At 73.9% G+C, this 18,162-nt stretch carries 13 protein-coding genes; 5 read left to right on the top strand and 8 right to left on the bottom strand.

From position 1 onward, the window contains the following. Positions 1-57: 57 nt before the first annotated feature. Genes DAA34_RS12145 through DAA34_RS08630 form a run of 5 tightly spaced genes read right to left on the bottom strand, consistent with a single transcriptional unit; the run spans position 58 to position 8,314 of the window. A complete protein-coding gene (locus tag DAA34_RS12145) occupies positions 58-210 on the bottom strand; it encodes a hypothetical protein (protein ID WP_158707686.1) in 153 nt (50 codons plus the stop codon). Then, the gene (locus tag DAA34_RS08645) at positions 207-1,982 is read right to left on the bottom strand and encodes a hypothetical protein (RefSeq protein ID WP_106818527.1); all 1,776 of its coding nucleotides are present in this window, start codon (positions 1,980-1,982) and stop codon (positions 207-209) included. The genes DAA34_RS12145 and DAA34_RS08645 overlap by 4 nt, the downstream gene beginning before the upstream one ends. Before the next feature lies 1 nt (position 1,983). Beyond that, positions 1,984-3,111: a glycosyltransferase family 4 protein gene (locus tag DAA34_RS08640; protein ID WP_234354175.1), complete on the bottom strand. Its 1,128-nt coding sequence runs from the start codon at positions 3,109-3,111 to the stop codon at positions 1,984-1,986. After that, complete coding sequence (locus DAA34_RS08635) at positions 3,111-3,944, bottom strand: glycosyltransferase family 2 protein (protein WP_106818525.1); 834 nt, start codon at positions 3,942-3,944, stop codon at positions 3,111-3,113. Before DAA34_RS08635 ends, DAA34_RS08640 begins: the two co-directional genes overlap by 1 nt. Then, positions 3,941-8,314, bottom strand: a complete 4,374-nt coding sequence (locus tag DAA34_RS08630; RefSeq protein WP_158707685.1) for an alpha-(1->3)-arabinofuranosyltransferase domain-containing protein — start codon at positions 8,312-8,314, stop codon at positions 3,941-3,943. The genes DAA34_RS08635 and DAA34_RS08630 overlap by 4 nt, the downstream gene beginning before the upstream one ends. 185 nt (positions 8,315-8,499) lie before the next feature. On the opposite strand from DAA34_RS08630, the gene DAA34_RS08625 reads away from it, so the two are divergent. Next, the gene (locus DAA34_RS08625; RefSeq protein WP_106818521.1) at positions 8,500-9,762 is read left to right on the top strand and encodes an MATE family efflux transporter; all 1,263 of its coding nucleotides are present in this window, start codon (positions 8,500-8,502) and stop codon (positions 9,760-9,762) included. 3 nt (positions 9,763-9,765) lie between these two features. Here the strand turns inward: DAA34_RS08625 and DAA34_RS08620 are convergent, their stop codons facing one another. Together DAA34_RS08620 and DAA34_RS08615 are read right to left on the bottom strand one after the other, a co-directional pair. Beyond that, positions 9,766-10,608 (bottom strand): class I SAM-dependent methyltransferase, encoded by an 843-nt coding sequence (locus tag DAA34_RS08620; RefSeq protein WP_106818519.1) that lies wholly within the window; start codon positions 10,606-10,608, stop codon positions 9,766-9,768. After that, complete coding sequence (locus tag DAA34_RS08615; RefSeq protein WP_106818517.1) at positions 10,608-11,156, bottom strand: hypothetical protein; 549 nt, start codon at positions 11,154-11,156, stop codon at positions 10,608-10,610. Before DAA34_RS08615 ends, DAA34_RS08620 begins: the two co-directional genes overlap by 1 nt. 49 nt (positions 11,157-11,205) lie before the next feature. Between DAA34_RS08615 and DAA34_RS08610 the strand changes: the two genes are divergently transcribed. Together DAA34_RS08610 and DAA34_RS08605 are read left to right on the top strand one after the other, a co-directional pair. Further along, positions 11,206-13,215, top strand: a complete 2,010-nt coding sequence (locus DAA34_RS08610; RefSeq protein WP_158707684.1) for an acyltransferase family protein — start codon at positions 11,206-11,208, stop codon at positions 13,213-13,215. Positions 13,216-13,218: 3 nt separating this feature from the next. Further along, complete coding sequence (locus DAA34_RS08605) at positions 13,219-14,163, top strand: nucleotidyltransferase family protein (RefSeq protein WP_106818513.1); 945 nt, start codon at positions 13,219-13,221, stop codon at positions 14,161-14,163. A 6-nt stretch (positions 14,164-14,169) separates the two neighbouring features. On the opposite strand, the gene polA is transcribed toward DAA34_RS08605, so the two are convergent. Beyond that, the gene (polA, locus tag DAA34_RS08600; RefSeq protein ID WP_106818511.1) at positions 14,170-16,848 is read right to left on the bottom strand and encodes a DNA polymerase I; all 2,679 of its coding nucleotides are present in this window, start codon (positions 16,846-16,848) and stop codon (positions 14,170-14,172) included. A gap of 118 nt (positions 16,849-16,966) precedes the next feature. On the opposite strand from polA, the gene DAA34_RS08595 reads away from it, so the two are divergent. Continuing rightward, entirely contained in the window at positions 16,967-17,371 is a 405-nt protein-coding gene (locus tag DAA34_RS08595) for a PaaI family thioesterase (protein WP_106819996.1), read from the top strand. Beyond that, positions 17,371-18,159: a DUF554 domain-containing protein gene (locus DAA34_RS08590; RefSeq protein ID WP_106818508.1), complete on the top strand. Its 789-nt coding sequence runs from the start codon at positions 17,371-17,373 to the stop codon at positions 18,157-18,159. Before DAA34_RS08595 ends, DAA34_RS08590 begins: the two co-directional genes overlap by 1 nt. Positions 18,160-18,162 lie beyond the last annotated feature (3 nt).

Here is an 18,162-nt window from a genome sequence, read left to right as displayed (position 1 = left end):
GACACGCCGAGGGCCGGAACCCCGTGGGTTCCGGCCCTCGCGACGTCAGGTCGAGGATCAGCTGTTGTAGTTGATCGTCTCGGTGTACTTCTGCGGGCTGTCGGTCTGCTGGCTCGCCACGATGCCGAAGATCGCCAGGCCCGCCAGCAGCGCGCCGATGATCGTGCCGGCGACGTTGAAGGCGATCTTCTGGGTGCGCTCGTCGTTCATGTTCCTGCTCCTCCTGGTGGGCTCCCGGGGATCGTACCCCGTCGGGGGCGGGAACGGACCGTATGCCACGCCCATGTTCCCAGCCGGTAACCCAGGACGGCAAGAGCCGTGACGAGACTCACTCCCAGGCCGAACAATCGCTCCGGCCAGCGGCCCTCGCGAATCTGCGCCGGCTCGCCCAGGTCGTGGACGGCGAATGGCCCCGCGCGGTGGACGACCGGGAGGGCGTCGAGCTCCCGCCGGTCGGGCGTCGTGCCGACCGGTGCTGGCTGGTCCTCCTGGACGAGGACCCACCGCACCCCGGCGGCTCGCATGGCGTCGATCCCCTCACCGTTCTGCAGCGCCCTGCCGATCGCGGCCGCGCGGGCGTCCTCGCCGGCGACGACGACCCCGTCGACGGGCAGCCCGTCGCTCGAGATCACCTCACGGTCGACGAGGCGGTTCCACGGGTCGAGGACGACAGTCCCATCGTTCCACCGATAGCGGCGGTAGGTCTGCCACGGAAGCACGGCCACGGCCCCGGGCGGGGCTGCGGAGAGGGAGGCCGCAGTCCGGGTGACCTCGGGCGGGTAAGGATGCGCGCGCCACGCCCCCAGGTGCCCCCACCCGAGCGAGGGCAGCGTCACCACGGGCAGTGCCGCCACGACGACGCCGAGCACCATCGGTCGGGCGGCGTGCCGAGCGGTGGGCAGGCCCCGCGCCACCTCTGCGGCCCGGCCCGCGGCGAGCGCGAGGACGAGCACCCACCACGCGAGGAACTTCTGGCCGTCGCGCAGCAGGCCACCTCCGGGCACATGGGTGACGATCCACGTGAGGGCGTCCACGCCGCCCGGCAGATGGGTCACGAGTGCGACGACGAGCCCGAGCAGCCCGGCCGCGACGACCCCGAGCCAGGACCGCGCACGGAGCGGGCCCGGCCACCTCGCGGCCGCGCCGAGCGCCCCGAGGACCGCCAGGAGCGCGACGACCGCGACGATCCACGAGCGGCGGTCGGCGAGGACGACCGCGTCGTTCCAGATACCGCCGCCCAGCAGCGCGGAACCGGCCGGTCCGAGGACGGTGTCGGAGGTCAGCGCGAAGACGCGCACGCCGGCCGGGTCGGCGACCGAAGGGACGGCGAGCAGGAAGGGCCACCACCACACGGCCGCCGAGCCGATCCCGGTGGTCAGGACGAGTCCGACGTCGACGGCGCGCGAGCGGAGAGCGCGGCCGCCCTCACCGACGACGAGCACGAGGACGGCCGGGCCGGCCGACAGGAGACCGGCCGTCGACCCCCCGAGGGAGGCGACGACGAGCCAGACCAGCAGCGCCGCGCGGGCCCCCGTCTCGCCCCGCGCGGTCCGCAGCGCCGCGGCGGCGACCCACGGCAGGGTCGCGTACCCGAGCAGGAAGCCCCAGTGACCGATCCCGATCCGCTCGCCCACCCACGGGTTCCACGTGAAGGCGACGGCGGCAGCCAGCGCCCCGGTCCGGCTCGGCAGCAGCCGCGCGGCCCCGGCCGCGCCGAGGACGAGCGAGCCCAGCAGCCACGCCTTCTGGACGGCCCAGCCCGGGACGACGGTGGAGAGCAGCGCGACGACGAGGTCGTTCGGGACGGCACGCGGGACGGACCCGTCGATGCCGAGCACCCGGTCGCCGATCGGCAGCCGTGGGACGTGGACCAAGTCGTAGCGCAGGAGGTACCCCGGCGCCAGCGCCGGACCGAGGACGAGGACACCGAGGACGAGGCCGACGACCGCACCGAGCGTGCCCCGCCAGCGCGCCCCCGGCACGTCAGCGCCGCTCGATGTCGGCGAAGGCCGCGCCCATCGCCGCGCACTGGGTGTCGACGTCGTGCTCGGCGACGGCACGGGCGCGGTTGAGCGCTCCCACCTCGGCCCGGCCGGCGGGGTCGCGCAGCCAGCGCAGCAGGCCGTCGGCCAGCGCCTCGGCGTCGTCGTCGACGAGGAGGTTCGGGGCGTGGACGGCCTCGTCGTTCGTCCCGCACCGCACCGACGTGATCGGCAGCCCGCACGCGAGCGCCTCGAGGTAGGCCAGACCCAGCTGCTCGGTCCACTTCCACGTCGGCCGCGGGGCGGTGGTGAACACGGCGGCGGACCGGAGCAGGTCGGCGACCCCGTGGGCGTCGAGCGAGCCGGCGTGCCGGACGGCGCCGCCCGTGCGCTCCTGCTCGCGCAGGACGTCCTCGAGCATCGGGCCGCGGCCGGCGACGACCAAGCGCGCGTCCGGCTGGTGACGGCGGACGATCCGCATCGCGTCCATGACCCGGTCGATGCCCTTGTTCGGCGCGAGCGGCGAGACGAACGCGACGACCGGCTCCTGCACGGGTGTCTGGGCGGGAGTGAAGACGTCGACGTCGATCCCCGGCTTGACGACCCGGATCCGCTCGTCGTCGAAACCGTTGGCCAGGAGGTGGTCGCGGGCGGCGTCGACCATGCACAGAAGAAGGTCGGCGTCGCGGCAGGACTCGAGGGCCTGCCGGTACGGCGGCACCCGGTACAGCGGCTGGTCGGGCAGGTTCTCCCACGTGATGACCGCCTGCCGGACAGCGGTCCCCCGGCGGCGCGCGCGAGCCCGCCAGCGGGAGGCCTGGCCGGTGACGAGCGAGCACAGCTCGAGCGAGGTCACCCAGTCGTGGTCCGCAGGGTCCTGCTCGTCGAGGCCGCGCACCCAGGCGAGCGCGCCGGCCTCGACGAACCGCCGGATCGGCCGGACGTACGTGCTCGGCACCCAGTCGATGTCTCCGACGGGCTCCTGCCGCGCGAGCGCACGCACCCGGGTGTCGGGCATCCGGGACATCCAGTACAGCTCGCGGCGCGGTCGCTGGTCGGGCAGCGAGACCCACAGCATCCGCCGCGGCGCGGTGGGGGCACCGAGGGTCGGCCGGGCATCGGGCTCCATCAGGCGCCCGTCCTCCGCGCGTCCCGGCGGCCCCGCCGGGCACCGAGGGCGTACCCGGCCGCCTCGAGGCCGCGCAGGGCGACCATCCCGACCGCGTGGAGGGGGTCGCGCAGGAGCGTCCCGCGGTTGCGGACGTACGAGGCCAGGACGGCCTTCCCCTGTGCGGCGACGGCGCCGTCGTGACGCTCGGCGAACGCCGGGATGGACCGGCCGTAGTAGTAGCGCTTGCGCAGGACGTCGGCCACGGTCAGCCGCCCCTCGTCGTGGTCGACGAGGATCGGGGCGAGCGCGATGCGGGAGCCGTCGGCGTGCATCCGCAGCCGCAGGTCGGCGTCCTCCGGCCCGGACATCGCCAGGTGGAAACCGCCGCCGTCGACGAGGTAGGCGCGCCGGACCAGGCGCGGGTTGTGCAGCCACGGGTCGTCGAGGTAGCAGGAGCGCTCGAGGGCCCGGCACGCCGTCCAGAAGCCGTCGCCGATGGTGCGCTCGGGGAGGGCGACACCGACGGCGTCCTCCTCGATCGCGGTGGCGAGAGCGACCGCGAGCGTCGTCGGCGGGAGGATCATGTCGCTGTCGAGCCAGACGACCCACTCCCCCGTCGCCGCCTCGATCCCCGCGTTCCGCTGCGCCGAACGCTCGGGGCCGGCGGTGAGCACGGTGTCGGCGAACCGGCGGGCGATCTCCGGCGTCCCGTCGTCCGAGTGGTTGTCGACGACGACGAGCTCGACCGCCTCGTGGGTCTGGGCGCGGACGGAGGCCAGGCACGCCTCGATCGTCCGGACGTTGTTGCGGGTCGGGACGATGACGCTGATCACGGGCAGCGCGGTGCTCATCGCGGGTCCTCTCGGGGGATACGTCGGAGGGCAGGGCGCCAACTCCGGCGCGGACGTGGGGATCGGGGTCCGGACGGCCCGGCGGGGACCGGGCCTCCGTCGAGGGGGCCACCGCGCAGGAGGCCGCCGATGACGGCGAGGACGAGGCCGGCGCCGGCGATCCGGTGGGGCCACAGGTTCTGCGAGATCAGGTCGGCGCTCACGTCGTTGATCGTGGAGCGGTGGACGACGACGTAGGCGACGCCCGCGAGCAGGACGAGGAGCGCGCCGAGATCGACGAGGCGGCGCGGGCCGACCCTGCCGGTCCGCAGGAGCAGGACGGCCAGGGCGGCGGCCGCCAGGCCGGCCCAGCCCGCAGCGATCCCGCTCACCGCGAGGACGAGCACCTCGAGGACCGGCCGCGGCAGGCCGGGGAACGGGCTGACGCGCACCTCGACCGGGTCCTGCTCGGCCCCGGTCGCCCCGGCCCTGGTCGCCCCCGATACGGCCACGCCGGACACCGACGCCGGCGCAGTCACGACGGGAGCGGCCGGCTCCACGAGCGGCGCGACGTCCTCCGGTGTGACGTCCTCCTCGTCCTCCGCGGGGCGCAGCCCGGCCCGCTGCTCGCGCCACCACGCACGCAGACGCGTCCACGTTCCGTGCCGTCGACCGGCGGCGTGGAGGACGAGGACGAGGGCGGCGAGCATGACGAGCAGGCTCGCGATCATCGCGACGTTCGCCCGGTCCTGCGGCGCGTACCGCACGACGATCTGCTGCGCGTCGGTGTCCTCGACGAGCCAGCCCGTCGCGTACCCGTTGACGACGACGGGGGTACCGAGGTCCTTGCCGTTCGCGGTCGCGCGCCAGCGGGGGTCGTACCCCTGCCCGATCGACAGGACGTAGGGACCGCTGGCCCGCCCGACGTCGATGCGCTTGCTCGAGGCGAATCCGTCTGTCGTGCGCACGGTCGGCGGAGGAGCGGGTGCCACCTCGGTGGTGCCGATCGTGTCTCGCAGGTCGAGGCCGTCGAGGACGAGGCCGTCGACGGGCTCGACGTCGTGATCGCCCGAGTCGAGCGCGAGCGGGCGGCACGCCCGCCACCGGGTCCCCGGCTGCGTCGCGCGCGCAACCTCCCCCTGCTCGGGGCGCATCCGCAGAGGCCCGCCGTCGATCCGGGCGACGGTGACACAGCTGCTGGCCTGCGGTCGCACCCGCCGGACGGTGACACCGGTGTCGATGGTGACGAAGCGCGCGGGGACGGAGGTCTCCTCGTCGCCGGCGACCGCATCGATGACGACCCGGACGGTGCGACCGCGCAGCGGCCGGCCGTCCTTGGCCGGGATGGGGATCGCGGTGCGCCCGAGGCCGGACTCGACCGACGCGACGCGCGTGCCGTCGACGTGGACGGTCAGGCGCGCGGCCCGCAGGGTCCCCACCCGCGCCGACCCGTAGCCGGGGCGCTGCTCGACGACGATCTTCTCGATGGGCCGCCGTGGTCCGGTCATCTCCCACCACGCACCGCGCATGGTGCCGCCAGGGACCCAGGCGGTCCGGGACGAGCCGTCAGCGGCCTGGGACGCCCGGGCGTCGTTGTCGTCGAACCAGACCCGGCTCGAGCGCACCCGGAAGGTCCGGTCGTAGCCGGCGAGCTGGTCCTGGACGCCCTCGACGTCGCCGACGACGCGGACGTCCGCCGCCGCGCGGAACCGCCGGTCGTCGGGCAGCCGGAACGACCGGCGCAGCGTCGTCTCGGTGTCGTCGCCCGGGTCGGCCGTGTTCCGCACGCGGGTGAGCAGGACGTCGAGCGGGGTCTGGGCGAATCGCTGCCGATCGCTCGCGCCGAGATCGCCGTACCGCTGATCGAGCGTGAGCGGGGCGCGGAGGGTGCGCTCGGCCCGGTCCGCCTGGCGCCCGGCGGTCGTCGCGCCGCGGGGTCGGACCTCGACCTCGGAGAGCCCGACGAGGTTGAACCCCTCCCCCGCGGTGGACACGACCTGAACCGTGATGCGGTCGGTGGAGACACCGCCGAGGTCGACCGTCGTCGGCGTGCTCCGGAGCCGGACGGTCCGCTCGACCGACCCCGCCCGGACGCGCACCTCGTCGATCGTCACCGCACCCACCTGCGCCTGGGTGAGGCGGAGCGCGTCCACCCTGCGCGCGGTCGGCAGGTCGATCGTCAGCTCCTGCCCGACGGCCCGGCCGAAGTCCCCGAACAGCCAGGAGGTGGCCGGATCACCGTCCATCACGTTCTCGGGGACGCCGTAGGGCGTGTCGAAGAAGGCCCCGCCCTGGTCGCTCGCGCGCACCCGGACCCCGCGGCGCTCCAGGACGGTCTGGTCGTCGGGGTTCGTCCCGAGGGTCCGGGTCACCCCGAGCTCCTCGTCCTCGGCGAGGGCGGCCCCTTCGTTCGCGGTGAGGCGGTTGGTGATCGCCGCCCGGCGTTGGTTGGTGTCCGTGAGGACCATGCGCGACCGCGGCCCCAGGCTCGCGGCGAGCTGGTCCGATGTGAGGTCGGCCGCGTACCGGAAGGCGGGCGAGTCCTCGAGCATTCCCGCGCGGGCCATCGGAGCGAGGGCCCAGCCGTCGCCGGACACGACCACCGATCCCGCGGCCGACTGGGCGCGGACGACCCGCTGCGGACGAGAGACCCCGTACAGCTGCACGGGCGGCAGCAGGAGCTCCTCGCTCGAGGTCGGAGGGCTCGACGGCGACTGCGTGTTCTGGCCGGGCCGGCCGAAGTTGCGGATGGCGACGAGCCCCGGGTCGTCGGCGAGCGCGGCGGCGGTGATCGCCGGCCGCGCCCCGCCGGCCGGCTCCCACGCGATGTCATGACGCAGGAGGACCTGGTCGGCGCCGAGGTAGCGCGCGTAGGTCGAGATCTCGCTGTCCGAGGCGGACCCGCTCTGAAGGGTGTCGTCGAGCGCGGCGAGGTAGTTCCCGCCCCAGGGGGAGGTGTTCGGCGTCGTCTCCGGGATCACCGCGTCACGCGCCAAGAGGCTGTTGGGCAGGTCGTCGGGACGCTCCTGCGACCACCGGTAGGACGACCTCGTCTGCCCGGGCAGAAGAAGGACGCGCGCAGCGGGGTCCCCCGCGTCGACCGCCTCGGCGGCCTCGTGCCAGTAGTCCGGCACGTCGAGCTCGGAGATGTACAGGCCGCCGGTGAGCGCAGGGGCCGTCCAGCCGACGAGGAGGACGAGGAGGGCGCTCAGCGCGACGGGCGCGACGCCCGCGGTGCGCATCATCCGTGGCAGGACCCGGACGGCCGCGGCGCCCAGCGCGAGCGCGAACGCGAGCACGAGCACGGCGCCGATCTTGTTCGTCGTCCGGAACGCCAGCATCGGGCCGATGTGCGCGAAGCCCAGGGCGAGCGCCCGGCCGAACGGCGAGCTGCCTGCCCCGCCGGGGAAGAGCCCGACCATGACGACGGCGGCCATGCCGGCGGTCGCCGCGACGAGGTGGGCCAGCCGCGCCGGGACGACGCGCAGCGCGAGCAGCGCGAGCACCGGCCACAGCACCGTGATGATGATGACGATCGGGCTGGTCAGGTAGACCGCGTGCTGCGGGATCCACGGGCCGCTGTCCGAGTGGCCGTAGAGGGACCACATCCCGAGCCCGCGCAGGACCTCGACGAAGGAGGACACCTTCGCGATCCCGTCGAGCGTCTCGCTCCCCTCGACGATCTGGGACCCGGTCGTCACCGCGGAGATGGCCGGGAGCAACCAGTACAGCGACAGGCCGACGACGAAGAGTGCGCACCGGGCCACCACCCGGACGACCGTTCGCAGGGAGTGCCCCTGCTCGCGCTGGATCATCCACGCCACGGGAACGACCGCCAGCAGCTGGAGCACGGGGACCACCGCGACGTTCATGCCGCTCATCCCGGCGAACACGAGCCCGAAGGCGGCCGGCCACGCCCACGACGAGGGTGCGCGGAGCGCCCGCACCAGGCACAGGAGCAGCCACGGCAGGAGGGCGAAAGGAAGCGCGATCGCCAGCGTCGCCCCGGCCGTGACGGCATAGGGGTTCGCGAGGTAGGCCGCACCGGCGACGAACCCGGCCCACCGCCCGGCGCGAGGCATGAGGGTGCGCAGCAGCCGCGATGCGCCCCACGCGGCGATCAGCCAGAGGGCGAGGTGATACGCCTTGAACGCCATCTCCGGCCCGAGCCCGACGGCACGCAGGAGGGCGGTGACCACGAGCACGGGCACCAGACCGACGTTGAAGTTCGGCGAGCCGAGGTACGGCGAGTCGAGCCAGGCACTGAGGTACCGCGCGAGCATCCGGTCGGGAGCGAGGTAGACCTCGGGCTTGATGTCGGTGTTGAAGGTGCCCAGACCGTTGAGGAAGACGACGGCCGCGAGGAGGAGGACCGAGAGGGCCACGGTCACCCGGTGGACGACATCACCACCCGGGCGACGGAGCGTCCTCGGCGGTCGCACGATCGGATCTCCAGTCGGGTGGCGGGCGGGTCGGCGTCCTCGCCCGGGCGCGGACGAGCGATCACCGATCCTAACGCCCGAGTAACCTGCACCGGGCACCCCGCCGGGGAGCCGGGAGGGACGGAGGACGCGGCATGACGGGCGAGCGCGCCGGAGGCCATCGCCATCGCCTCACCGCAGGTCTGCTCCTGGGCATCGCCATGGGTGTGGCGAACGTCATGAGCTACGCGTTCATGATGCTCCTGAGCACGACGCTGCGGGCCGAGGTCTACGGCGGCTTCGCGGCACTCAACTCCTACGGCGTGATCCTGTCCATCCCCGCCGGGGCCTTCCAGATCGTCGTCGCACGCCGGCACAGCGCGGGCGCGACCGGCCCGGGCCACGGTGCCCTGACGACGGCGGCCTCCGTCGGCGGGCTCATCGGGGCGGCGACGATCGCGCTCGCCCCGGCCATCACCGCGGGCCTGCACCTGCCGTCGGTGTGGGCGGCCGTGTGGCTGGGCCTCCTCGTCCCGGCGATGACGGTCACCGGCACCTTCCAGGGCGTGCTGCTGGGCCGTGAGCGGCTCGGTGCCCTCTCCCTCCTCTACCTCACGACCGCGGCCACCCGGCTCGCGGCCGCCGCCGTGACCGTCGTCCTCGACCTCGGTCTGGCGGAGGTCTTCGCCGCGATGTTCGTCGCGGCGGGCGTCACCTGCCTCGTGGGGGCCTGGCTGTGCCGTGGGCTCGTCGGGCGGCCGGACCCGTCGGGCCAGCGGTTCGCCGTGCTGCGGGAACTCATGCGCAGCAACCTCACGCTCGCGGCCCTCATCACCCTCTCGAGCATCGACGTCGTCCTCGCCCGCCACCACCTGAGCCGGCAGGAGTCGGGCGACTACGCGCTGGCGGCCCTCTTCGGACGCCTCGTGTTCTGGGGCACGCAGTTCGTCGCGCTGAGCATCGTCCCGGCGGTCGGCGAGGGGGCCGGGCGCCGGACCCTCCACCGGGCCGGCCTGCTCGTCCTCGCCCTGGGCGCCGCCGTGGCCGGGATCTGCTCGGCCGTCCCCCACCTCCTCGTGTCCGTCACCGGCGGGCCGACCTACGTCGGGGCCGAGGACCTCCTCGTCTGGTCTGCCACCCTCGGCACCCTGTGGGCCGTGATCCAGGTGTGGCTCTTCGCCGAGATGGGACGCGACCGCCACACCCTGAGCCTCGTCACGTGGGGTGCGGTCGCGGCGGAGGTCGCGCTCGTCACCCTGTGGCTGCACGACACGCCCATGGAGGTCCTCGGAGCGGCCGCACTCAGCGCCGCCGCGGTGGCCCTCGTCGGAGCCGTCCTCGTCCCGCGCGGGGAGCCCGTGCCGGCCCCGGGCTCCCCCGAGGTCGTCGAGGCCGTCACCGCGGACGCACGGGAGTGAGGGTCAGGCCTCGTCGTCCGAGCGCACGCTCGTGCCCCCGGTCGGGTTGATCCGCTTGAGCAGCGGGACGACCGCCGGGAACCGGTGCCCCGCCCGCCACACGAGACCGCGGGCGGGGCCGACCACGCGGCGTTGGAGCGTGAGCGCCGCGCGCACGTCGGGCGCGAGCCCGCGTCGGGCACCCGCCGGCCGGACCCAGCGCAGGGCGTGCAGCCCGTTGGCCCACAGCGGGTCGTCGTTGGTCCGGGCATCCCAGCGTCGGACGACGCTCCACCCGGGATGCCGGGCGAGGTAGGCCCGGTGCGCCCGCTCGACCACGGGCCAGGTGGCGTCGTCGACGAGGACGAGGGCCTCGTCCGCCAGGAGCGGCTCGATGACCCCGAGGGCCACGTAGTGCGAGAGCGTCGTGTGCTCCCCGTCGTAGAAGTACACCCCGATCGGGCGGTCGACGACTCCCGGCCGCGTCAGCAGCGTGAAGGCGTCGCCCTCGAGGAGGGTGACGTCGGCGTGACCGGTGTGCTCGTCGAGGTTGCGCAGCAGCTCGGCGCGGGCCTCCTGCCCGAGCATGCCGAACTCGACGAAGTTCTCCATGGCGTAGTAGCGCCCACCGTCGACCCCGCGGACGGCGCCGCAGATCGACCGTCCGCGGAAGGTGCCGACCTCGAGATAGCACTCACCCTCGGGCAGCAGGGACGCCGCGAGGTTGAGGACGGCGACCTCGTTGGCGGTCGTCATCCCGGCAACGCGCTCGCACAGCGCGGCATGAGCGGGGTCCCGGGGGCCGGTCCTGCCGGGGTCTCCCGTGAACAGGTCGTCGGACGCGTCGAGGAAGGCGCTGATGTCCATCAGCGATCGGTGCCGAGCGTCCAGTCGTCGTCCACGGCGTCGTCGGCACGCCGACTCGTGCGGCGCTCCGCGTCGACCGCCCCACGCCGGGTGCGGGCGGGCTCGTCGACACGGTCGATGTCATCGGGGGCGACGCGGCGCGCAGGACGCCCGTCGCCCGCGCGGCGGGGGTCGCGGCCCTCGCGCCGGACGGCGTACGGACGCGGGTCCTCGTTCTCGTCCCACACCGGCCGGGCCTCCCGGCGTCGGTCGGCCCCGAAGAGCGCGAGGCCGAGGCCAATGGTCGCCAGGCCGCTCGCGCCCGCCAGGAACGCACGGTTGCGCTGGATCCGCTCGGGGATCTCGCACGTGGACGTCGCGACCTCGTCGTCGTTCGGGCTCATCGGCGACCCGCAGACGAAGATGCCGCCCTTGCTCTGCAGGACGTAGGTCGGGGTGGCGTAGAAATACACGGCGAGCAGCAGGAGGAGGACGCCGAGCACGAGCGCGGCCTTGCTGCCGGGTCGCAGGCTGAGAAGGGTGCGCGTCTCGGGGAGGTCGTCAGGCATGGGTGGCATGCTACCCACGAGTCACTCAGGACCACAGGAACGGAGCGGAATGACCTCCCCCCGACCAGCCGGCGGTGGCCGGGCAGCACAGCCACGGCCGCGCCGCCCGGCCCATGTCTCGCTCGCGTACCGCCCGGCCATCGACGGGCTGCGGGCGATCGCGGTCGTCGCGGTCATCGCCTACCACGCCCTCGAGCGGCAGGGCCTGGCCCGGTTCGCACCGGGTGGGTGGCTAGGGGTCGACGTCTTCTTCGTCATCTCGGGCTTCCTCATCACCTCGTTGCTGCTGAGCGAGCACCGGCGATGGGGGTCGATCAACCTCCTGGGGTTCTGGATCGCCCGGGCCAAGAGGCTGCTTCCCGCCCTCTTCCTCGTCCTCACGGCCGTGCTCACCCTCGGGATGGTCCTCACCATGCCCGAGCGCCGGGGAGCCCTCGGCGGCGACGTCCTCGCCGCCCTGTTCTACGTCGCCAACTGGCGCTTCCTCCTCGGTGACGACGCGTACTTCGGGTCGATCCTCGCGCCGTCACCCCTGCGGCACATGTGGTCCCTCGCGGTGGAGGAGCAGTACTACCTCTTCTACCCCCTGCTCGTCACCGCGCTCCTGGCCTGGCTGCGCCATCGGCGGACCGCGCTCGCCGGCGCGCTCGGGACCCTCACCCTCGCCTCTGCCGCGTGGATGGCCCTCCTGCACGACCCGACGAGCGACCCGAGCCGGGTGTACTACGGGACCGACACCCGGGCCTTTGAGCTCCTCGCCGGATCGACGATGGCAGCCCTCATCTCGCCCGGCCCCGGCTCGCTCCCGGCCATGGCCCGGCAGCGCATCGACCGGGTCGCGCGGCCGGCAGCCCTGCCCATCCTCCTCGTGACGCTGCTGCTCTTCGTCACCGCCGGCGAGCAGGACGCGTGGTTGTTCCGCGGCGGGCTGCTCCTGCTGTGCGCCGCGCTCTCCCTCGTGCTCGTGGCTGCCGCATCCCGATCGTCCTCGCCGGCGCAGCGGGTCCTGGCGTGGGAGCCGCTGCGCCGCGTCGGTCTCGTGTCCTACGGCCTCTACCTCTGGCACTGGCCGATCATGGTGTTCCTCAACCGGTCGGTGCTCGACGCACCCCCAGCCGCACTCATCGCGCTCCAGCTCCTGCTCACCGCTGCCGCGGCCTACCTGTCCTACCGCTTCGTGGAGAACCCCGTGCGCCGCAGGGGACCACGCGCGCTCGTCCCCCGGTTCCCGCGGGTGGGGACCGTGGTCGCGGGCCTGGCGGTCCCCGTGCTCGTCGCGTGGTCGATCGCGCTGCCCCGCGTGGGTCGCGCCACCGCGCAGCCGACCGGCAGCGAGCTGACGTACACGGCCCCCGAGTACGTCCCGCTCACCGAGACCGTCACGGCCTTCTTCGTCGGCAACTCCGTGCCCGAGGGCCTGTACGACAAGTACCCCGGCAGCGACTACCCCGACCTGTGGATGGCGGCGAGCACCAACGTCGGCTGCGACACGCTGAACGCGACGAAGCTGCTCAACGGCCAGGAGGAGCGGGTGACGCCGGCCTGCGCGCAGTGGCACAGGGACCTGCCGACCCGGATGCGCGAGGCCAAGCCGGGCGCCGTCGTGCTCTGGCTCGCCGAGTCGATGCTCAGCGACCACCTCGACGGGGACCGCCGGGTCTCGTTCGCGACGAAGGAGTACGCGAGCTGGCTGGGCGAGAGGCTCGACGAGACCCACGAGCAGGCGAAGGACGCCGGCGCCCGCCGGTTCGCGATCGTCAACCTCGCCTGCCACCAGCACCCCGACTTCGGCGGGAACGACGAGGTCGAGCGCGCGAACGACCCGCGGGCCGTCGGGTGGCTCAACGACACCGTCGCCGCCTGGGCGGAGAAGAACGACGTCACGGTCATCGATCAGCACGCGTTCCTGTGCCGGGACGGCTACAGCGACACCATCAACGGTCAGCCGCTCTACGGGGACACGTACCACTTCACGGCGCAGTCCGCCCCCGTCGTGTGGTCCTGGCTGGCACCCCAGCTCCAGGCGCTCGCGGCCGGCCGGGACCCGGCGGGGGACTGACCGGTGCGCGCCAGTCGCCACGCCGTCATCCTCGCTGGCGGCCGGGGCACCCGGATGGGGTCGCTGACCGACCGGACGCCGAAGCCGCTCCTGCCACTGGCCGGCGAGCCGATCGTCCTGCACCAGCTGCGGTGGCTGGCAGCGGCCGGGATCGCGGACGTCACGCTCGCCGCGGCGTACCGGGCCGCCGACTTCGACGCGGTCGTCGAGACGGCCCGTGCCGAGCTGGGGCTCGCGGTCCGCGCGCTCGACGAGGGTGAACCGCGCGGCACCGGCGGCGGCCTCCGGCACGCCTGCCCGGAGCTGGAGGCCGACGAGGGGGTCGTCGTCGTCAACGGGGACCTCGTCACGGGGCACGACCTGCGCACCCAGCTGGCTCGCTTCGCCGCACCGGACGCCCCGCAGGCCGTGGTGCACGTCCGGGAGGTGGATGACGCCCGTCCGTACGGCTGCGTCGTCGTGCGCGGGGGCAGGGGCGCCGATGCCGACCGGGTCACCGCGTTCCTCGAGAAGTCGCCGGACCCACCGGCCCGGACGGTCAACGCCGGGACCGTGGTCCTCTCCGGTCGTGCCGTCGCGCGTGTCCCGGTCGAGGGCGTCGTCTCGCTCGAGCGGGACGTCTACCCCGCCCTCGTCGCCGACGGGGGTGTCGTCGCCCACCGCGAGAGCGCCTACTTCGCCGACGTCGGCACCCCCGCCGCGCTCGCGGCGACGTCGGCCGACGTCGTCCGGTTCGGCTTTCCGCCGACGCCCGCGCCGACCCCGGTGCGGGAGTCGTGGTGCCACCACGCCGCCCGGGTCGCACCCGACGCGGTCCTCACGGGTGGGACGTCCGTGCTCGCGGGCGCGACCGTCGGGGCCGGAGCCCGCCTCGAGGGTGTCCTCGTCCTCGAGGGCGCCCGGGTGGCCCCGGGGGCGGTCCTCGCCGGGGTCGTCGTCGCGCCCTGACCGGGCTCAGTGCGCGGCGTCGTGCCAGCTGCGGCCGGCGCCGACGCTCACGTCGAGCGGCACCCTCAGCTCGAGGGCGCCGCCCATCCGCTCCCGGACGACGGCCTCGACCCGCTCCCGCTCCCCCGGCGCGACCTCGAGCACCAGCTCGTCGTGGACCTGGAGGAGGATGCGCGAGCGGAGCCCCTCGCCCCGCAGCGCGGCGTCCGTGTGGAGCATCGCGAGCTTGACGACATCGGCCGCCGACCCCTGGATCGGGGCGTTGAGCGCCATCCGCTCGGCCATCTCTCGCCGCTGCCGGTTGCTGCTCCCCAGGTCGGGCAGGTAGCGGCGCCGCCCGAGCATCGTCTCCGTCCACCCCGTGGCCCGCGCGTCCTGGACGACGTCGGCCAGGTAGTCCCGCACCCCGCCGAACCGCTCGAAGTAGTCGTCCATGAGCGCCTGGGCCTCGCCGGTGCTGATCGACAGCTGCTTCGACAGCCCGAACGCGGACAAGCCGTACGCGAGGCCGTAGCTCATCGCCTTGACCTTCGATCGCATCTCCGGCGTCACGTCCTGGGGGGCGACGTCGAAGACCCGCGCACCGACGTACCGGTGCAGGTCCTCCCCCGTCCGGAACGCCTCGATGAGCCCGGCGTCCTCGCTGAGGTGGGCCATGATCCGCATCTCGATCTGGCTGTAGTCGGCGGACATGAGGCACTCCATGGGCCCCTGCTCGTCGGCGCCGACGACGAAGACCTCTCGGATCCGCCGACCCTCCTCGGTGCGGATGGGGATGTTCTGCAGGTTCGGCTCGGTCGACGACAGCCGGCCGGTGGCAGCGATCGTCTGCTGGTACGTCGTGTGGATCCGCCCGTCATCACCGACGGACTTGATGAGCCCCTCGACCGTGACCCGCAGCCGCGTCGCGTCCCGATGCCGCAGGAGCGCCTCGAGGAAGGGGTCCTCGGTCTTGGCGTAGAGGTCGGTGAGGGCGTCGGCGTCGGTCGTCCAGCCGGTCTTCGTCTTCCGCGTCTTCGGGAGGTTCTTCTTCTCGAAGAGGACGACCTGGAGCTGCTTCGGCGACCCGAGGTTCACCTCCTCCCCGTCATTGGCGTCCCAGGCGTCCTGCTGGGCCTGGGCCACCTTGTCGGCGAAGTCCTTCTCCAGCGCGGTGAGCGCGTCGAGGTCCACGGCGATGCCCGTGCGCTCCATCCGCGCGAGCACCGGCACGAGCGGCAGCTCGACGTCCCGCAGCAGGCTCGTCCCCCCGGCCTCCTCGAGCGGGGTGACCTGGGCGGCGCGCACGAGGCCCGTCGCGGCCGCGCGGGCGGCCGCCTCCCGGGCCTGCTCGTCCACGTCATCGTCGAGGGCGAGCATCCCCTGACCCGTCTCGACCCTCGGCTGGAGGGTCTGCCCGGTGAGCCGGACGAGCAGGTCGTCGAGGTCGTACGAGCGCTGGTCGGGCTTGACGAGATACGCCGCGAGGGCCGTGTCCCACGCGAGCCCGTCGAGCGCCATGCCGCGGGCCGCGAGCCGCTGCAGTGCGGGTTTGGCGTCGTGGAGAACCTTCGGCCGCCCCGGGTCGGCGAGCCAGTCCGTCAGCGCGGTCTCGGCGTCGGGATCGAGTGCCGTGAGGTCGACCCAGGCGGCGCGCCCCGCGCCGTCGGCGAGCGCGATCGTGCTCGCGTCACCGGTGCCGAGCGCCCATGTCCCGACGACGTCGAGGGCGGCCGGCTCGGACCCGGCCGCTGCGAGCCACGCCCCGACCGCGTCACCCGTCAGCGTCACCGGGTCGACGTCGAGCTCACCGCCGGCCACCTCATCCTCCTCGGCGGGGAAGGTCTGGAACAGGCGGTCGCGCAGGACCCGGAACTCGAGGCCGTCGAAGAGCGTGTGGACGGCCTCCCGGTCCCACGGTCGGCGCTCGAGGTCCTCGACCCCGACCTCGAGGTCGAGGTCGCGGACGAGCTCGTTGAGGCGCCGGTTGCGCAGCACCTGGTCGAGGTGGTCGCGCAGCGACTGCCCGGCCTTGCCGCCGATCGTGTCGACGGCGGCGACGATGCCAGCGAGGTCGCCGTGGGCCGTGATCCACTTCGCCGCGGTCTTCGGACCGACCCCGGGCACCCCCGGGAGGTTGTCGCTCGACTCCCCAACGAGCGCGGCGAGGTCGGGATAGCGCTCCGGCGGCACGCCGTACTTCTCGAGGACCGCCTCCGGCGTCATCCGCGCGAGGTCGGAGACGCCCTTGCGCGGGTACAGCACGGTCGTGCCCGCGTCGACGAGCTGGAGCGCGTCCCGGTCACCGGTGCAGACGAGGACCTCCATCCCCGCGGTCCGGGCCTGCGTCGCCCACGTCGCGATGACGTCGTCGGCCTCGTACCCCTCGACGTCGAGGTGGCGGATGTGCAGGGCGTCGAGCACCTCGCGCAGCAGCGGCAGCTGGCCGGAGAACTCCGTCGGGGTCGCCGACCGGCCGGCCTTGTACTCCTCGTACTCCGCGGCCCGGAACGTCTGGCGGGAGCGGTCGAAGGCGACCCCGACGTGGGTCGGCTCCTCGTCCCGCAGGACGTTGATGAGCATCGAGACAAAGCCGTACACCGCGTTGGTGTGCTGCCCCGTCGAGGTCGAGAAGTTCTCCGCCGGCAGGGCGAAGAACGCCCGGTACGCGAGGGAATGGCCGTCGAGGAGCAGCAGGCGGGTCACGGCATGCCACCCTAGGCCGGTGCACCGACAGCGTCGACGGACGGCACCCCGCCGGACCGCGACCCGAGCAGATGGAGCGGCAGTGGACGAGCAACCCCGGTTGGGCGACCCGACGGACATGACGGAGCAGGTCCTCGCGGGCGGCGCCGGCGGCCTGGCGCAGCGGATGGAGATCGAGCTCGTCCTGTGCAGCTCGGCCCGGGTCGTCGCGCGGATGCCGGTCGAGGGCAACACCCAGCCCTACGGCCTGCTCCACGGCGGCGCATCGGTCGTCCTCGCCGAGACGCTCGGCTCCATCGGTTCCGCGATCCACGCCGGCCCCGGGCGGATCGCCGTCGGGGTCGACATCAACGCCACGCACCACCGGGCGGCCCGTGGCGGCGTCGTCACCGGCGTCGCGACGCCGGTCCAGCTCGGGTCGACCCTCGCCTGCTACGAGGTCGTCGTCACCGACGAGGACGACCGGCGGATCTGCACGGCCCGGATCACCTGCCTGCTGCGCGACGCCGCCCCGGGCGCCTGATGGACGGCGGGTTCGTCGGGGCCGGGACGGCGATCAACGTCGCCACGGTCGTCATCGGCAGCCTGCTGGGGATGGTCGTCGGTCACCGCATCCCCGAGCGCACCCGGTCGGTCGGCACGGACGGGCTCGGGCTCGTCACCCTCCTCATGGCGGGTCTGTCCGCGCTCGAGATCACCTCCCCGAGCCTCACCGCCGCCCTCGGGTCCGGTGTCCCGGTGCTCGTCGTCCTCTTCTCCCTCGTCGTCGGCGGGATGCTCGGGTCGGGGTGGCGGATCGACGACCGGCTCGAAGGGCTCGCCGGCACCGTCCAGCGGCTCGTCGCCCGGCGCTCCCCGGCCCTCGCCGACGGCCCGGACGCCGGCGACACCCATGCCGGCCGTGAGCGCTTCGTCGAGGGCTGGCTCACCGCCTCGCTGCTGTTCTGCGTCGGGCCGCTGACGATCCTCGGCTCGCTCAACGACGGGCTCGGCCGCGGCATCGACCAGCTCGTCCTCAAGTCGGTCCTCGACGGCTTCGCCTCGCTCGCCTTCGCCAGCTCCTTCGGCGTCGGGGTCCTCTTCTCCGCCGTGTCCGTCGCCGTCGTCCAGGGCAGCCTCACGCTGCTCGGCCTCGTCCTCGGGTCGGTCCTGCCCGAGCCGCACATCGCGGCGCTCACCGCGACCGGGGGCCTCATGCTCGTCGGCATCGGGCTCCGTCTGATGCGCGTGCGCGAGATCCCCGTCGGCGACCTGCTGCCGGCGCTCGTCCTCGCGCCGCTGCTCACCCAGGCGGTCGTGCTCCTGCGCTGACCG

Origin of the sequence: Janibacter massiliensis, assembly GCF_900289115.1 — a bacterium.
Lineage (GTDB): Bacteria > Actinomycetota > Actinomycetes > Actinomycetales > Dermatophilaceae > Janibacter_A > Janibacter_A massiliensis.
Note: the sequence above shows the minus strand (reverse complement) of the source record. Positions and strands in the feature narration are given on the sequence as shown.

Excerpts from the sequence above, each read along its gene's own strand:
- DAA34_RS12145 (WP_158707686.1), bottom strand. The coding sequence starts at position 210 with ATGAACGACGAGCGCACCCAGAAGATCGCCTTCAACGTCGCCGGCACG.
- DAA34_RS08640 (WP_234354175.1), bottom strand. The coding sequence starts at position 3,111 with ATGGAGCCCGATGCCCGGCCGACCCTCGGTGCCCCCACCGCGCCGCGG.
- DAA34_RS08635 (WP_106818525.1), bottom strand. The coding sequence starts at position 3,944 with ATGAGCACCGCGCTGCCCGTGATCAGCGTCATCGTCCCGACCCGCAAC.
- DAA34_RS08625 (WP_106818521.1), top strand. The coding sequence starts at position 8,500 with ATGACGGGCGAGCGCGCCGGAGGCCATCGCCATCGCCTCACCGCAGGT.
- DAA34_RS08620 (WP_106818519.1), bottom strand. The coding sequence starts at position 10,608 with ATGGACATCAGCGCCTTCCTCGACGCGTCCGACGACCTGTTCACGGGA.
- DAA34_RS08615 (WP_106818517.1), bottom strand. The coding sequence starts at position 11,156 with ATGCCTGACGACCTCCCCGAGACGCGCACCCTTCTCAGCCTGCGACCC.
- DAA34_RS08610 (WP_158707684.1), top strand. The coding sequence starts at position 11,206 with ATGACCTCCCCCCGACCAGCCGGCGGTGGCCGGGCAGCACAGCCACGG.
- DAA34_RS08595 (WP_106819996.1), top strand. The coding sequence starts at position 16,967 with ATGACGGAGCAGGTCCTCGCGGGCGGCGCCGGCGGCCTGGCGCAGCGG.
- DAA34_RS08590 (WP_106818508.1), top strand. The coding sequence starts at position 17,371 with ATGGACGGCGGGTTCGTCGGGGCCGGGACGGCGATCAACGTCGCCACG.